The sequence below is a fragment of the Bradyrhizobium sp. CW1 genome, assembly GCF_023100665.1.
GTDB lineage: Bacteria > Pseudomonadota > Alphaproteobacteria > Rhizobiales > Xanthobacteraceae > Bradyrhizobium > Bradyrhizobium canariense_D.
The window spans coordinates 1,615,384-1,631,209 of sequence record NZ_CP064684.1 but is presented as its reverse complement, the minus strand read 5'-3'; the positions used below and the strand labels follow the sequence as shown (position 1 = coordinate 1,631,209).

The 15,826-nt window shown below is 63.4% G+C and carries 10 protein-coding genes and 1 pseudogene; 7 read left to right on the top strand and 4 right to left on the bottom strand.

What is annotated here, in order from left to right:
• Positions 1 to 257 precede the first annotated feature (257 nt).
• Positions 258 to 1,559, top strand: a complete 1,302-nt coding sequence (locus IVB54_RS07925; RefSeq protein WP_247400831.1) for an epoxide hydrolase — start codon at positions 258 to 260, stop codon at positions 1,557 to 1,559.
• Positions 1,560 to 1,634: 75 nt separating this feature from the next.
• Positions 1,635 to 2,207 (top strand): cytochrome P460 family protein, encoded by a 573-nt coding sequence (locus IVB54_RS07920; protein WP_247400834.1) that lies wholly within the window; start codon positions 1,635 to 1,637, stop codon positions 2,205 to 2,207.
• Between the two features lie 345 nt (positions 2,208 to 2,552).
• On the opposite strand, the gene IVB54_RS07915 is transcribed toward IVB54_RS07920, so the two are convergent.
• Positions 2,553 to 3,056 (bottom strand): hypothetical protein, encoded by a 504-nt coding sequence (locus tag IVB54_RS07915; protein ID WP_247400837.1) that lies wholly within the window; start codon positions 3,054 to 3,056, stop codon positions 2,553 to 2,555.
• Positions 3,057 to 3,109: 53 nt separating this feature from the next.
• On the opposite strand from IVB54_RS07915, the gene IVB54_RS07910 reads away from it, so the two are divergent.
• Entirely contained in the window at positions 3,110 to 3,262 is a 153-nt protein-coding gene (locus tag IVB54_RS07910) for a hypothetical protein (protein WP_247777137.1), read from the top strand.
• A gap of 402 nt (positions 3,263 to 3,664) precedes the next feature.
• Here the strand turns inward: IVB54_RS07910 and IVB54_RS07905 are convergent.
• The 3 genes and pseudogenes from IVB54_RS07905 to IVB54_RS07895 all read right to left on the bottom strand — a co-directional run.
• Positions 3,665 to 3,852, bottom strand: a pseudogene (locus tag IVB54_RS07905) (peptide-methionine (S)-S-oxide reductase); the annotation flags it as partial.
• A 32-nt stretch (positions 3,853 to 3,884) separates the two neighbouring features.
• On the bottom strand, positions 3,885 to 7,055 hold the full coding sequence (locus IVB54_RS07900) for a multidrug efflux RND transporter permease subunit (protein ID WP_247777136.1): 3,171 nt from the start codon (positions 7,053 to 7,055) through the stop codon (positions 3,885 to 3,887).
• An 11-nt stretch (positions 7,056 to 7,066) separates the two neighbouring features.
• Positions 7,067 to 8,227 carry an efflux RND transporter periplasmic adaptor subunit gene (locus IVB54_RS07895; RefSeq protein WP_247777135.1) on the bottom strand — a complete coding sequence of 387 codons (1,161 nt, stop codon included), beginning with the start codon at positions 8,225 to 8,227 and terminating at the stop codon, positions 7,067 to 7,069.
• Between the two features lie 259 nt (positions 8,228 to 8,486).
• Here IVB54_RS07895 and IVB54_RS07890 point away from each other — a divergent pair, with 259 nt between their 5' ends.
• The 4 genes from IVB54_RS07890 (at position 8,487) to IVB54_RS07875 (ending at position 15,684) form a co-directional block, all read left to right on the top strand.
• The gene (locus IVB54_RS07890) at positions 8,487 to 11,333 is read left to right on the top strand and encodes a winged helix-turn-helix domain-containing protein (protein ID WP_247400845.1); all 2,847 of its coding nucleotides are present in this window, start codon (positions 8,487 to 8,489) and stop codon (positions 11,331 to 11,333) included.
• 195 nt (positions 11,334 to 11,528) lie between these two features.
• Positions 11,529 to 12,638 carry an HlyD family secretion protein gene (locus tag IVB54_RS07885; protein WP_247400847.1) on the top strand — a complete coding sequence of 370 codons (1,110 nt, stop codon included), beginning with the start codon at positions 11,529 to 11,531 and terminating at the stop codon, positions 12,636 to 12,638.
• Positions 12,635 to 14,242 carry a DHA2 family efflux MFS transporter permease subunit gene (locus tag IVB54_RS07880; RefSeq protein ID WP_247777134.1) on the top strand — a complete coding sequence of 536 codons (1,608 nt, stop codon included), beginning with the start codon at positions 12,635 to 12,637 and terminating at the stop codon, positions 14,240 to 14,242. The genes IVB54_RS07885 and IVB54_RS07880 overlap by 4 nt, the downstream gene beginning before the upstream one ends.
• A gap of 215 nt (positions 14,243 to 14,457) precedes the next feature.
• Complete coding sequence (locus IVB54_RS07875) at positions 14,458 to 15,684, top strand: epoxide hydrolase (RefSeq protein WP_247777499.1); 1,227 nt, start codon at positions 14,458 to 14,460, stop codon at positions 15,682 to 15,684.
• Positions 15,685 to 15,826 lie beyond the last annotated feature (142 nt).

The following is a 15,826-nucleotide window of genomic DNA, read 5'->3' as shown; positions in this document are numbered from 1 at the left end:
GCGCGTGCTCGGTCGTATGTGCGCAGCGGCGCGGAGCCGAGCCGGTCGATCATCGAAGGTCCACGGCTCCGCCGAAACGTTTGCGGCCGGTACTGCCGGCCTCGATCCGCGTGCACTGCTCGAACAGCGCTTCGCAAGCCCGCTTTCACCCTCACACCAGCTAACAACAGCTAACGGGCGTTTCATCCGGCCTCGTTCCAGTGTCACGAAGGCGAAGTCCTAATGCCTGCCACACTCGATGCCAGATGGAGACGAATATGTTCAGCTACCTCGAGACCGCCCGCCTCGACCGACGCCAGCTCTTGGGCGCGGCTGTGGGCGTGATTGCCGCCGCCGAACCCTTCTTCGCCAGCATGGCGCAGGCGGTGGAGGCCACCGACATCAGTCCGTTCAGGATCAGCATCCCGCAAAAGCAGCTGGACGATCTGAAAGGTCGGATTGCCGACACCCGCTGGCCCGACCGCGAGACCGTGGGAGACGCCTCGCAAGGCGTTCAGCTTCCCACCATTCAAGAACTCGCTCGGCATTGGGCGACCGATTATGATTGGCGCCGGATCGAAGCCAAGCTGAATTCGTTTCCTCAGTTTCTGACCAACATCGATGGACTGGATATCCACTTCATCCACGTGCGCTCCAAACACCCGAACGCACTTCCCATCATCGTCACGCACGGGTGGCCTGGTTCGATCATCGAGCAACTCAAGCTCATCAATCCTCTGACGAATCCCGCCGCGCCGGAGGACGCCTTCCACGTCGTCATTCCGTCCATGCCGGGGTACGGCTTCTCCGGAAAGCCGAGCAGCACCGGCTGGGGGCCAGAGCGTATGGCGCGCGCCTGGGCAGAGCTGATGAAGCGGCTGGGTTACAGGCGCTACGTTGCGCAGGGCGGCGATTGGGGCGCATTCGTCGTGGACCAGATGGGCCTGCAGGCGCCCGCGGGGCTCCTCGCCATCCACACCAACATGCCGGCGACCGTTCCTGCCGAGGTCGACAAGGCATTGCAAGCGGGCGCTCCCGCACCGGCGGGCCTGTCCGCCGAAGAGCAGCGCGCCTATGCGCAGCTCGTCCGGACGTTCAAGCAGGTCTCATATGCTAGATTGATGGCGACGCGCCCGCAGACGCTTTACGGCATCGCGGACTCGCCCATCGGCTTGGCGGCCTGGTTACTCGATCACAACGACGCCGACGGCCAGCCTGCGGCAGCGGTCGCTTCGGCTCTTCACCGCTATACGAGCGACAACGGGGAACTGACGCGCGACGAGATCCTCGACAACATCACGCTCTACTGGCTGACCAACACCGGGGTTTCGGCCTCGCGTCTCTACTGGGAGTACAAGGGCGGCTTCTTCAACGTGAAGGGCGTCGCCATTCCCGTGGCAGTGAGCGTCTTTCCCGGCGAGCAATACGAGGCGCCGCTGAGTTGGACTCGAGCGGCCTATCCGAAACTCATCCACTACAACAAGGTCGCTAAAGGCGGACACTTCGCTGCGTGGGAGCAACCGCTGCTCCTCGCCGATGAGCTTCGGACCGCTTTCAGGAGCGTGCGCGAGCGATCGTGAGTGGCGGGCGCGGATCACTGACTTCGCGAGGTCCCGCGGCGATTCGACCAATTCAGAGATGAGATGGAGGCACAGATGGAGAAGGCCAACATATTGATCAACACCGTCGCCGGGGTCGCGATCATGCTCACCGTCGCGGGCTGGGGCGTCATGAGCGGAAGAGCACAAGGTACCCCGGAAGAGATCGCAGATGCCCAAGGCGCTCTCCACGTGCCGCAGAACTATCGATCGACCTACCAGATCCTCGGTAGCTGGGCGGTCGCGGCGGACCAGGGGCCCGGCTCCAAGGAGATCCACACGGTCTACGCGTCGCCTGGGGTGGCGCAATCCTATAGGAAGGACGGAGTGTTCGCTGACGGCACCGTCCTAGTGAAGGAAGTGTTCGAAGCCGCGACCGAGCCAATGACGACCGGCATCGTGAGCCGGCCCGGCAAGCTCAAGGGCTGGTTCGTCATGCTGAAGGACAGCAACAACCATCATCCTGGCAACAAGCTCTGGGGGGACGGATGGGACTGGTCATGGTTCGATGCCGATAACCCGTCGCGAACAACCAGCACGGACTATCAGACCGACTGTCAATCTTGCCACGCGCCGGCTCAATCAACGGATTGGGTCTATGTGGATGGCTACCCGCCGCTCAAGCGATAGGCACTTACGCCCTACTAGGCTGAGGTGGGAAATGACTCACGGCGAAGAGGCGGAGCTGACTTGGTCCTGGACGATCTATTGCATGCCGCGTTGCCCGACCTGAGCGGCCTTCCCTAGTCCCACTCATCCCTGCTCGACAGCCGGCGCGGCAGGACGGTTCACCTGTAGTGGCGGCCGGCGACAGCCCGCGGGTTCGGCTCTCTTCTGCAGCCTTTCGCGCCTTGCCCGCCCTCCGTGTGGCGGGTCTGCCGCCTATAAGGCGCACGATAGAGGCCGCCCATCCGCCCTACGGAAGCGGGCAAGCAGTACACGAAGGCAGAATCCGGAACGCGCGCGCTGCAAGACCTACCAGCACCACTTACAAGCCTTCAAGTTGGAAGGCTCACCGGAGGCATCGTGGCTGGTCAAACCGTCGCGCTTCTCAAGAGCCAAAATGGATGCCTCGAAGGCTTTCGGGAAGATGCCCCTCCCGAGGGTTCGCAGGACGACCTCCATAAACCGTCCCCGCAGGTTCTTACCCTGGCGGACGACCACCACTTCGATGTTAGTGCGCCCGCTCGGAAGGCGTCTGAAGCAGTAGGCATGGCCTGATGCGCCGCCCCAAATGTTCGAGGCCACGGTCTTCAGGACCACCCGCTCGGTGTTGGACCAGTCATAGTGCAGGCGTTCCCAGATGCCGCCGGAGCCTTCTGTGACGTCGGCGCGAGAGCCGTCTCTGGAGTGCACCTCGAGATATCCATCGGCACTGTTGGTGAAGATCGCAGCACGGCCCGGACCGAAGTCGGTCAGTGCGGCGATGTATTGTTCGGGTGTCAGGGTCGTGGTTTGGTTCAGTCGAATGGTCAGCATAATTGCCTCCTAGCGTTGATGTGCGCGAGTGATACGCAACGTTCGACAGCTGCTTGGACCGCGAATCGCTTTTCGCGCCAAACTTCTCCGCCAGGATTTGTGACGCCGTCATCTGCTCCGGCTCGGAAAGCGATCTGATCGGCCTTCTTTTTCAGAAAGCTGCTGACGAGATCGGAAACGAAGGCATTGGCTCGCTGGGCAAGTGACAGTCTCATCACGGTCTCCTCTAAGTGCGGTCAGCCTGTTCTCAACTGCGCATGCACAACCTAGTAGAGCGGACGGGAAGAAGCCCGTTATGCGATGTGAGGGAATGCGAGTCCTTGCTTGCTCGGCGGAGCCGAGATTTCGCAGATCGGCTGGCCTCAGCAAGTTGCGCGGCCGCGCGAGACGACCATTCGAATCAAAGCGGATCGTGACCAAGGAGCGAAAGCGGCCGCCGTACGCCCAGCGACCGGGCGGATGAGCTCGACGGCAGTCCGATCGAAGCGCTGAGAAAGAAGCGATGTGAAAGATAGCGCTGCTGCCGCACTACATGGCCGCGAAGGGTCAGCAGCAGGCCGGCCGACGGCCTGCAACGCATTTCTGATGCGGCGAACTATCCTGTGCGCTCAGGAGCGCGGAAGCTTCCATCGTGGTCGCGGGAAGTGGCAGGTGTAGCCTTCCTGATAGCGCTCCAGATAGTCCAGATGCTCTGGTTCGGCTTCCCAGGCGAGACCTTCGTCACGACCTTGCGTGGCCAGAGGACGGAAGCCTTGACGTCATCTGTGGTGCGAAGCGCCTCGCGGTGCTGGTCTTCCAACGTATATAGGTTCTTCGTGGCCGGCCGTCTCAGCCATTCACGTTGACAGCGGCTTGCCTGGCCGGCTCCGCTTGCGTCCGCGCGCTCGACCATGTGCGCAGCGCAACATAGAAGATCGGTGTGAGCAGAAGTCCGAACAGCGTCACGCCAAGCATGCCGGCCAGGACCGTCACTCCGATGGCGGCACGGACCTCGCTTCCTGCTCCGTGACCGACGAGCAGAGGCACGCAGCCGGCGATGAACGCTAGGGACGTCATCACGATCGGTCGGAGCCGTAACCGGGACGCTTCCAGCGCCGCATCGACGATGCTTCTGCCTTGCCGCTCCAGTTCCCGGGCGAACTCGACGATGAGAATGGCGTTCTTGCAGGCCAGGCCCATCAGGACGACAAGTCCGACCTGCACGAAGATGTTGTTGTCGCCGCCCGTCAGCCAAACGCCGAACATCGCTGAACAGATGCACATCGGCACAATGAGAATGACCGCCAGCGGAAGGGTCCAACTCTCGTAGAGTGAAGCGAGCACGAGAAAGACGAGCACCACCGCAAGCACAAAGACGACGGGAGCGGCGCTGCTTTGGCTCACCTGCTGGTAGCTCAGATCCGTCCACTCGAGTTCGATGCCCCGGGGCAGGACCCGTTCAGCGATTTCTGCGATCTTCGAGATGACCTCGGCCGACGACAGCACCCTTGGATCGGAATCGCCGATGACGTCGGCCGCGAGGAAGCCGTTGTAGCGGACGAGCGGATCGGGTCCGAACGTCGGAACGACGGTCACCATCGAGCTGATCGGGACCATGTCTCCCCGCGAGTTGCGCGTTCGCAGGTTTCCGATGTCTTCTGCCTGTTGCCGGAACGGCGCGTCGGCCTGCGCCAGAACGCGGTAGACGCGGCCGAACTTGTTGAAGTCGTTGACGTAGCTCGAGCCAAGATAGACCTGCAGCGTCTCGAAGACGTCGGACAGGGCGACACCCTGCGCCTTCGCCTTCAGCCGGTCGATCTTCACCTCGAGCTGGGGAATGTTGGCCTGGTAGGAGCTGACCGGGTGCGTCATAGCGGGCACACGGGCGATCTCGCTCATGAAAACGTTCAGCGCACTCTGCAGTGCGCCAGCGCCCAGGCCCCCTCGATCCTTCAGGTACAGGGAATATCCCGATCCGTTGCCGAGGCCCTGGATGGGCGGAGGCAGCAGCGCGTACGCGAACCCGCCCTTGATGCCGGCGAACTTGGCGTTGATTTCCGCCGAGATCGCGGCCGCCTTGCGCTTGCGGTCGTGATAGGGCTTGAGCAGGACATAGGCGGTGGTGATGTTGGGCGTGTTCACCACCTGCAAGGCGTTGAAGCCGGCATAGGCATTGACGAAATCCACGCCTTCCACCGACCGGGCGATCTCGTCCATCTCGCGCGTGACCGCATCGGTACGCGCAAGGGACGCGCCCTCGGGCAGCTTAGCCCCGGCGAACAGGTAGAGCTTATCTTGGGTCGGGATGAACCCGCCGGGGACCGACTGAAAAAGCAGGGCGGTGATCGTCAGGAGCCCCGCATAGACGGCGAATGCACCGCCGCGGCGGCCCAGCAGCTTGCCCACGAGCCTCCCGTATGCGCCAGCGCCGACCTGGAAGTAGCGGTTGAACGGGCGGAAGATCCAGCCGAACGCCCATCCGATCACCCGCGCGAGGCGGTCCTTCGGAGCTTCGTGAGGTTGCAGCAGCTTGGCGGCCAGCGCAGGCGACAGAGTCAGGGAATTGATGGCCGAGATCACCGTCGAGATGGCGATCGTAACGGCGAACTGCTTGTAGAACTGGCCGGTCACGCCGGAGAGGAACGACATCGGCACGAAGGCTGCGCAGAGCACCAGCGCGATGGCGATGATCGGACCGGAGACTTCGCGCATCGCCTGTTGGGCCGCATCATAGGGGCTCATGCCCTTCTCGATGTGCTGTTCTACATTCTCGACGACGACAATCGCATCATCGACGACGATCCCGATGGCGAGCACCAGTCCGAACAGGGTCAACGTGTTGATGGAAAAGCCGAGCAGATACAGCACCGCGAAGGTGCCAACGATCGAGACCGGCACCGCGATAAGCGGAATGATCGAGGCTCGCCATGTCTGCAGGAAGAGAATGACGACGAGAATCACCAGAAACACGGCATCGACGAGCGTGCTAAGCACCTCGTGGATCGATTCCCGAACGAACACGGTCGGGTCCCACACCACCTTGTAGGTGATGCCCGGCGGAAAGCTTTTCGAGAGCTTGCCAAGCTTGGCATAGACCTCGTCGGCCACCCCGATCGCGTTTGCTCCTGGAGATAGGAACACGCCCGCCGTCGCCGCCGTCTTGTCACCATCGAAGACGCGTTGGGTGTAGTCACCGGCGCCGAGTTCGATGCGCGCGACGTCCGCAAGACGAACCAGCTGCCCGTCATCCCCGCTCTTGAGGATGATGCCGCCGAACTCCTCCTGCGTGCTTAGGCGGCCGCGCACGTTAATTGAGACCAGGAAATCCGTAGTCGACGGAGATGGTTCGGCGCCGAGTTGACCGGCTGAGACTTGCACGTTCTGCTCGCGAATGGCCTTGAGCACATCGGTGGCGGTCAGGTTGCGCGACGACAGCTTGTTCGGGTCGAGCCACACGCGCATGGCGTAGTCTCCCGCTCCGTAGAGACCGACGTCGCCGATGCCCTGCAGGCGCGACAATTCGTCCTTGATGTTAAGGGTCAGATAGTTGCGCAAATAAAGAGTGTCGTAGCGGTCCTTGGTGGAATACAGGCTCACATACAGCAGCGGGGTCGGAGACTGTTTCTGGGCCGTCACACCATACTCGCGAACCTGATCCGGAAGTCGGCTCAGCGCCTGGCTCACCCGGTTCTGCACGCGGACCGCAGCGGTGTCCGGATCGATCCCGGGCAGGAACGTCACGACGATCTGCAAGCTGCCGTCAGATCCGGAGACCGATTTCATGTACATGATGCCTTCGACGCCGTTGATCGCCTGCTCCAACGGCGACGCCACGGACTCAGCCGTCTCCTTCGGGTTGGCCCCTGGATAGTTGGCGCGCACAACCACGCTGGGCGGAACGACGTCGGGATACTCGCCCACCGGGAGCAGAGGAATGGAGATGAGACCCGCCAGGAAGATGACGATGGACAGGACGATGGCGAAGATCGGGCGTTCGATGAAGAACCTGGAGATGTTCATTTTCTTGCCTCTCAGTTCGCTGCAGCCAGCATGCTGGTTTCCGAAGGCTTCACAGGGGCGCCGGAGCTGTAAATCTTCTGCAATCCACCGACGATGATCTTGTCACCCGGCATGAGGCCCGCCTCGATCGACCGGAAGCCGTCGGCCTTGCGGCCTGGCGAGACTTCCCGGCGTTGCGCGGTGTTGTCGGCGCCCAGCACGTAGACGTATTTGCGGTCCTGGTCCGTCAGCACCGCCTTCTCGTCGACGAGGACGGCCTCTGTTCGGCTGCCTGATGAGACCTTGACGCGCGCGTACAGGCCGGGGGTGAGCACGCGATCGGGATCCCGCAACTTTGCCCGCATGCGGATGCTCCCGGTCGCTGAATCGACCTGATTGTCCTGAAAATCGACCGTTCCGACGTGAGAGAAATCGCCGTCGCCCTGCAGCGCGACGCGGACGGTGAGCGCGTTGCGGTGGCTTTGTCGAGCTTCGGCGCCGTAGCGGAGATAGCTTTGCTCGTCGGGATCGAAATCCACATAGACGGGGTCCTGCGACACCACCGCGGTCAGCCAGGTCTGGTCCGCCACCGCGAGGTTACCGGGTGTCAGGAGCGCCCGGCCGGCCCTCCCGTCGATCGGCGATCGTACTTGGGTGAACTCGAGATTGAGCTGGGCGAGTTGAACAGCAGCCTCCGAGTTGAGTACGTCGGCGTCGCTTTGCTCCGACGCTGCACGCCTGGCGTCCGCTTCGTCCTGCGAAACCGCGCTTGTCAAGACGAGGCGTCGCGCGCGTTCGTCCCGGCTCCTTGCCAGCACGGCAGTCGCTCGGGCGCGCTGCAGCTGCGCTTGGGCGCTCTGCAGCGCCGCCTCGTAGGGTCTTGCATCGATGGTGAACAGAACGTCGCCGCGCTTGACCGCATCGCCTTCCTTGTAGGCGATATCGGTGACGTACCCGGTCACTCGGGATCGGATCTCGACCGAGCCGACCGCGCTGATGCGACCATTGAACTCGTCCCAACGGTCCACTTGCTTCAGCAACACTGGAGCGACGTCGACGTCGACGACGGGAAATGCGGGCTTCTCGGCGGCGTGTCCAGCCAGGTCCCATCGACCGGAGGCTGCAACGAGGCCCGCTGGCACACCGATGGTGGCAAGGACCGATGCCGATATCAGCATTTTTCTGATCTGCATGGAAAAGTACCTCCGCTCCCGGTACACGCTCCGCCGCGTGAACAGGATCGAGATACAGCCGTCCGGACTAGAAAGCCCGTTATCGCTCGTGAGAAGTTGTTATTAGCACCGGCCGAGACGCGTCCGGGTTCCAGTGTCCGAGCATCGGACGTCAACGCGGCGAGTTGTCGCCGACCCCGACGAGGATGGGTCGGTCTTGCGAAGTTGTGCCGGTATCGGCTTATACTTAGGGGCGGAAGAAACGGCTCCCCGGGTGACAATGAGCATTACGTCTGGTCACAGCAGCAAGGACGTCTGGTCGTTCGGCCCGTTCAGTCTGGCCGCCGGCGAACGACTCCTGACTAGGGATGGTATCCCCGTGGAATTGGGAGCGCGCGCTCTCGACTTGCTGATGGCCCTGATCTCGAATCCCAACGAGGTGGTCAGCAAGAAGGACCTGCTCGCCTGGGTCTGGCCGGACGTCACCGTCGAGGAAAATAGCCTGCGCTTTCACCTCGTGAGTCTCCGCAAGGCGCTTGGTGACGGCAAGGACGGCGCGCGCTACATCACCACGCTTCCTGGTCGAGGTTACTGCTTCGTCGCGCCCGTCTCCCGGGCAGCCGCGCCGCAGGCGCCGGCCAAGCCCTCTGGTGAGTTTCATTACGCGAATCTTCCGATCCGCTTGAGCCAGATGGTGGGCCGGGACGAGGATGTGACGAAGCTGTGCGCCGACATTGCGAGATCGCGCCTGGTCACTATCGTAGGCACAGGCGGGGTCGGAAAGACGACGGTGGCGCTTGCTGTTGCGCACAGGCTCACCGAAGCCTTCGCCGGATCGGTTCTCTTCGTCGACCTAGGGATGGTGTCCGATCCCCAGCTCGCGCCGTCGACGATTGCTTCCATGTTGGGGCAGCCGGTTCAGTCGGACGATGCGATCCCGCGCTTGCTGGCCTACCTGAAGGATCGGCACATCCTGCTGGTCTTGGACAACTGCGAACATCTGCTGGAAACGGTCGCGGGGCTTGCCGATACGATCATCGAGGCAGCCTCGAAAGTGCACATCCTCGCGACGAGCCGCGAAGCCATGCGTGTCGATGCCGAGCATGTGTACCGACTCGATGTGCTTGCCTGCCCTCCGGACGCAAGGGTGCCGTCCGCCGCTGCGATCCGCGAGTTTCCGGCGACCCGGCTGTTCGTCGAACGCGCCATGGCGAGCGGCGCGCATCTGGATCTCACGGAAGAGGAAGCTCCTCTAGTCGCGGACATCTGCCGGAAGCTCGACGGCGTGGCCCTTGCCATCGAGCTCGCCGCCAGGCGGGTGGAGTCCCACGGATTGCGGCAAACGGCCGCACTGCTGGACGAGCGCCTCGCGCGGCTTTGGCAAGGCTCCCGGACAGCGCCCGCGAGACAGAAGACCCTGCAAGCGACGCTCGACTGGAGCTACGGGCTTCTGACCGACGAGGAGCGCAGCGTCCTTCGCGGCCTCGCCGTATTCGTCGGGCCATTCACGTTGGACGCCGCACTGGATGTCGTGAGCAGCCCGCAACTCGACCGCTCCGCCGTGTTCAGCGCAATCGACAGCCTGGTCGCTAAATCCATGCTGGCGACCCGGCCCATCGGCGCGATGATGCGCTATCGACTGCTCGATACCACCCGCGCATATGCGCTGGAGATCCAGATAGAACCCTCCGAGGCGGCCGCGCTCGCCGCTCGTCATGCGAACTACTACCGGCGCTGGCTCGAGCAGAGCGGGACCGAGTGGGCCACGTTGACCACTGGCGTCGAGCGAGCTCCACACTTCGCCGGACTGAACAACGTGCGCTCGGCGTTGGTTTGGTGCTTCGATGGCAATGGCGACGTCGCGCTGGGCGTCAGACTTGCGGCGACCGCCGTCCCGGTCTTCCTGGCGATGTCGCTTCTGCCCGAATGCTATCGCTGGTCGGAGCGGGCCCTGCAGGCGCTCGCGGAGGCCGATCGCGGCGGCAAGGAGGAGATGCAGCTCCAGGCCTCCCTGGGCCTGTCGCTGATGTACATTAGCGGACACAGCGAAGTCGCGGGCGCAGCGTTGAAGCGCAGTCTGGAGATCGCTGGCGCACGCGAAGATCGGCTCAACGAGGTTCGCCTGCTCGGTCCCTTCTTCTTCTATCAGCTGAGAAGCGGAGAATTTAAGCTCTGCCTCGATCTGGCCAGGCGATGCTCGGACATAGCGGGCACGCTGGATGACGCCCCGGCCTCCGCTCTGGGCCACACGCTGATGGGCATCGCACTCACCATCATGGGCGATCTGAACCAGGCTTGGGCCGAACTGGATGCGGCGCTGGAGGCGGAGGCGGCGGCTGGAAACAGGAAGATACACTTCGGATTCGACCACTATACCTGGGTTCGGGTCGCCAAGATCTCCGTGCTGAGCCAACAGGGACTTTCCAGCATGGCGCGAGCGATGATCCGGGAGGCGTTCGCCGAGGTCGAACGGAATCACCATCCGGTCTCGCTGGCGGTGCTGATCAATTCCGCCGGCGCGTTGCTCTGGATGGGTGACCTCGACGATGCGCAGAAGCATCTGGACGTGTTCATCTCGCGCGCCCAGTCGGAGGCATTCGAGCCGTACCTGCACCTCGGTCATGCTTTGCGAGGAGAACTCGCGATCTGCCGCGGCGATCTGCAGAGCGGTATCGAGATCCTGCAGCATCGGCTGCACCGCCTGCATGAAGCGCGCTACAGGCTTTTCTCCATGCGGCTGCAGACCGTGCTTGCCCGCGGCCTAGCCGACTGCGGGCGCGCGGAGGAGGCGTTGAAGCTGGTCAAGGAGACGGCGCAGCAGATCGCGGAGAAGGGCTACACGTCGTACCTGCCCGAACTCCTGCGGGTGGAGGCCAACATCCTGTTGAACATGCGACGCCCGAAGGAAGCCGAGACCTGCTTCTGGCAGTCGCTCGAGCTCAGCCACGGCCAGGGAGCGCGAGCGTGGGAATTGCGGACGGCGACCGATCTTGCCGCGTACTGGGCAAGGCAGGGACGTGCGGACGAGGCGCGCAACCTCCTCGAACCTGTCCTGCATGGACTGATCGAGGCTTCGGACACGCCGGACATCCGGGCGGCGCAGTCGCTGCTGAGCGAACTGGCCTAAATTCCTGATTCCGTTGCCGGGCCAGGTCCGGGTGGAACCTCGGCGCGGGTCTTCGCGGGCTGGACCGCGTTAATCCCGCATTCCGCGCCGGCTCCGGACACCCCTAACAACGGCTCACAAGGCATAACGGGCGTTTCCACGGCCGCGGTCCTATTCCATGGACGACCGAACAACCGGTTCCGAAGGACTGCGACCATGCACGGCACCATCAAACAGACCCGCGGCCGACCTCTTCAGGTTCTGAAGAGCATGGCCAAGCGATTTGCTCTGGGAGCGAGCGTTGCGCTCGTCGGTGCCTCGGTGAGCTGGTACGGGTGGTACTGGTACACGCAAGGGCGCTACATCCAATCGACCGACGACGCGTATGTCGGCGGCGAAGTGACGACCCTCGCCTCGAAGGTGCCGGGCTTCGTGCAGACCGTCACGGTCGCCGACAACCAGCAGGTCAAGGCCGGTGATCTGCTGATCAAGCTCGACGACCGGGACTATCGCGCGCAGCTTGCCCGCGCCGATGCCGCCGTCGAGGCCCAGAACGCGGCATTGGCCAATCTCGACGCCAATCTCCGACTGCAGTATGCGGCCATCGAGCAAGCGCGCGCGGAGATTTCCGCGACGGCCGCCGAACTGGAGCGCACTAAGTTCGACGCGGATCGCTACCGCATATTGTCCGACGGACAGAACGCCTCGCTGCAGCGCTATCAGCAGGCCGACGCCGACTACAAGAAGGCGAGAGCGGCCGATCAGAAGGCCCGCGCCGCTCTGGAGGCGAGCGAACGCAAGTTGGACGTCATCGAGACGCAGAAACAGCAGACCCGCGCCGCTCTCGAGGCTGCGGTCGCCGACCGCGATCTGGCGCGCATCAATCTCGGCTACACCGAAGTTCGCTCGCCGATCGACGGCGTGATCGGCAATCGCGGCGCGCGCGTCGGATCTTATGCCGTCAGCGGTGCGAAGCTACTCTCCGTCGTTCCGAACCAGGGGCTCTGGATCGACGCCAACTTCAAGGAGAACCAGCTCTCCCGAATTCGCGAGGGTCAGCCCGTCAGGATCGACGTCGACCTGCTCCCCGGCAAGACTCTGGGCGGACACGTCCTGAGCGTGGCACCGGCGACCGGCGCGCAGTTCAGCGTGATCCCGCCGGAGAACGCCACGGGCAACTTCACAAAGATCGTGCAGCGCGTGCCGGTCCGTATCGCCATCGACCTGCAAGACGATGCGATCTACCTGCGGCCAGGGCTGTCGGCGGAGGTGCACGTGGACGAACGACCGCAGCATGGCCAGCCGCTGCGGGAGACACGACAATGACCGCCGTCGCGACTTTCGACGCAGGAAGCGCCATCGCGGCCCCTCGGTCGCCCGCGGACCTTCCGACCGCCCACAAGGTGCTGGCGCTCGGCATCATGAGCGTCGGCTTCTTCATCGCCTACCTCGACATCCAGATCGTGGCGGCGTCGATCAAGGAGATCGGCGGCGGGCTCTCGGCAAGCCAGGACGAGGTCAGCTGGGTGCAGACCTCGTATCTGATTGCGGAGATCATCGTCATTCCCCTCTCCGGCTGGCTCAGCCGCGTCATGTCGACCCGCTGGCTCTTCACCGCATCCGCCGCAGGCTTCACCCTGGCGAGCGCGCTTTGCGCCTCGGCGTGGGACATCCACTCCATGATCGTATTCCGAGCGCTCCAAGGATTTCTGGGCGGCTCGATGATCCCCCTGGTGTTCACCTCAGCGCTGACGTTCTTCCAGGGCAAGCAGCGGGTGATCGCCGCGTCGCTGGTCGGCGCCCTCGCCTCGCTCGGACCGACTTTCGGTCCGGTCGTCGGCGGCTGGATCACGGACAACTGGTCTTGGCATTGGCTGTTCTACGTCAACGTCGCTCCGGGATTGCTGGTGACGCTGCTGGTGCCGCTCCTGGTCGATGTCGACCGTCCCAATCTCGGATTGCTCAAGGGCGCGGACTACGCGGGCATGATGCTGATGGCGGTGTTTCTTGGCTGTCTCGAATACGTGCTGGAGGAAGGACCGCGGTGGGATTGGCTCGGGGACGACACCATTCGTCACTGCGCGTGGATTTCGGCGGCCGCCGGGGTCGGTTTCGTGATCCGCAGTCTAACCTTTGCGCAGCCGGTCGTCGATCTACGCGCGCTCAAGATCCGGAATTTCGCGCTCGGCAGCTGGTTCTCCTTCATCACAGGGCTCGGCATCTTCAGCACCGTCTATCTCACACCGCTTTTCCTGGGTCGGATCCGCGGATTCGACGCCTGGCAGATCGGAACGGCGCTGCTTTCGGCCGGCGTATTCCAGCTGGTGGCCGTGATGATCTACGGCGCGGTGGCCAACCGCATCGACCTGAGATGGCTACTGATGTTCGGCCTGGCTTGCTTTGCGGTCGCGATGTGGATGCTCACCTCCGTCACCCACGAGTGGGGTTGGCGCGAGCTTCTGATCCCGCAAGCCTTCCGCGGCCTTGCCCAGCAGTTCTGCGTCGCGCCCGTCGTGACCCTGACGCTCGGAGCGCTCGCGCCGGACCGTCTCAAATCGGCAAGCGGCCTCTTCAATCTGATGCGCAATCTGGGCGGCGCGATCGGTATCGCGGCTTGCGGAACGATCCTCAACGACCGGGCCAACCTGCACTTCCATCGGATTGCCGATCACCTCGGCACCACCAACGCAAACGTCGCGGAGCTGATCGATTCCACGATCTCACGTTATGCGGCGACTTGGGGCGACCCGGTCCATGCGCACGCCGCCACGCTCAAGAGCCTGTGGTTGCTGGCGTTCCGCGAAGCCCAGGTGCAGGCCTTCGCGGATGCCTATCTGATGATCACGGCCTGCTTTGTGCTCGCATGCGTGATGGTGCCGCTGATGCGCAAAGTCGCTCCGCCTCAATCCCCGTCCGCCGACGCGCATTGAATCGGTCACAGTGAGCGACCGGGAGATCGCGATCGTAGGTCGCGATCTCCGACGATGCTCAGATCTAACGGCTGCTCACACCGCATAACAACCGCCCTCCGGTCATCGATGTAGCATCAGGACATCGAGCTTCTGAGAAGGAGAGCGCCATGATCACGAACCAGACCAATGGATCCGCCGGCTGGACGCGCCGCGAGATGTTGAGCAAGACCGCGATGGCGACGGGCCTGGCGGCAGCGGCAAGCGTGTTGCCGTCTCAGGTGTTCGCATCCCTGACCAACGACATTCGCCCCTACAGCATCGACGTTCCCGAAGAGCAGCTCGCGGACCTGCGCGCGCGCATCGCCGCCACGCGATGGCCGGATCGGGAGACGGTCGCCGACGGCAGCCAAGGCCCGCGACTTGACGAGTTCCAAAGTCTGGTCCGCCACTGGGGCACGGACTACGACTGGCGCAAGGTGGAAGCACGGCTCAATTCGCTGCCCATGTTCATGACCGAAATCGACGACATCGACATCCATTTCATTCATGCCCGGTCGAAGCACGAAAACGCGCTGCCCGTCATCATCACCCACGGTTGGCCGGGCTCGATCATCGAACAGCTTAAGATCATCGGTCCGCTCACCGACCCCGAGTCGCACGGCGGAAACGCCTCCGATGCCTTCCATGTCGTGATCTCCTCGATGCCTGGCTTCGGTTTCTCGGGCAAGCCGAGCGGTCGTGGCTGGAATCCCGACCGCATCGCCCGTGCCTGGGCGCAGCTGATGAACCGGCTCGGCTACGAGCGGTACGTCGCGCAAGGTGGCGACTGGGGCTCTCCCGTCTCGAGCGCAATGGCGCGTCAGGCTGCGCCGGGGCTGCTCGGCATCCATATCAATCTGCCCGCATCGGTCCCGTCCGAAGTGGCTTCGGTGCTCGCCGTCGGCGGGCCCGCTCCTGTAGGGCTCACCGAGATGGAGCACGCCGCCTTCGCCTCAATCGAGACGTTCTTCAAGAAGTACAGAGCCTACGGACTCGTCATGGGAACGCGGTCGCAGACCATCGGCTATGCGCTGGCCGACTCTCCGGTGGGATTGGCAGCCTGGATCTACGACTACAACAACGGGGAACCGGGGCGCCTGCTCGACCGCGACGATGTTCTGGACGACATCACGCTCTACTGGCTGACGAACACTGCCACGTCCGCGGCGCGGATCTACTGGGAGACCGCCGGTCAGAGCGTCATTCTCTCCGCCGCACAGAAGACCTCCGAGATCTCGCTTCCCGTCAGCATCACCGTCTTTCCGGGCGAGGTCTACCGAGCTCCCGAGACATGGGCGCGACGCTCCTACCGAAACCTCATCCACTTCAGCGAAGCCGAAAGGGGTGGTCACTTCGCCGCCTGGGAGCAGCCCGATCTGTTCTCGCGCGAGTTGAGGGCGGCTTTCCGATCCCTGCGATAGGTCCGAAAGCCGCGCATGGGTGGCGAAGACCGAGCGGCGCGCGACACCACCTAGCAGCGGCAGCTAACATCACCTCACAACGCATAACGGGCGATCTCCGTCCACGAAGCGTAGACATCAATCGACACAGCAGAACACCTGA

Bases quoted from the DNA above. Each gene is read 5' to 3' on its own strand.
- IVB54_RS07895 (WP_247777135.1), bottom strand. From the start codon at position 8,227: ATGCAGATCAGAAAAATGCTGATATCGGCATCGGTCCTTGCCACCATC.
- IVB54_RS07925 (WP_247400831.1), top strand. From the start codon at position 258: ATGTTCAGCTACCTCGAGACCGCCCGCCTCGACCGACGCCAGCTCTTG.
- IVB54_RS07890 (WP_247400845.1), top strand. From the start codon at position 8,487: ATGAGCATTACGTCTGGTCACAGCAGCAAGGACGTCTGGTCGTTCGGC.
- IVB54_RS07900 (WP_247777136.1), bottom strand. From the start codon at position 7,055: ATGAACATCTCCAGGTTCTTCATCGAACGCCCGATCTTCGCCATCGTC.
- IVB54_RS07915 (WP_247400837.1), bottom strand. From the start codon at position 3,056: ATGCTGACCATTCGACTGAACCAAACCACGACCCTGACACCCGAACAA.
- IVB54_RS07920 (WP_247400834.1), top strand. From the start codon at position 1,635: ATGGAGAAGGCCAACATATTGATCAACACCGTCGCCGGGGTCGCGATC.
- IVB54_RS07880 (WP_247777134.1), top strand. From the start codon at position 12,635: ATGACCGCCGTCGCGACTTTCGACGCAGGAAGCGCCATCGCGGCCCCT.
- IVB54_RS07885 (WP_247400847.1), top strand. From the start codon at position 11,529: ATGCACGGCACCATCAAACAGACCCGCGGCCGACCTCTTCAGGTTCTG.
- IVB54_RS07875 (WP_247777499.1), top strand. From the start codon at position 14,458: ATGGCGACGGGCCTGGCGGCAGCGGCAAGCGTGTTGCCGTCTCAGGTG.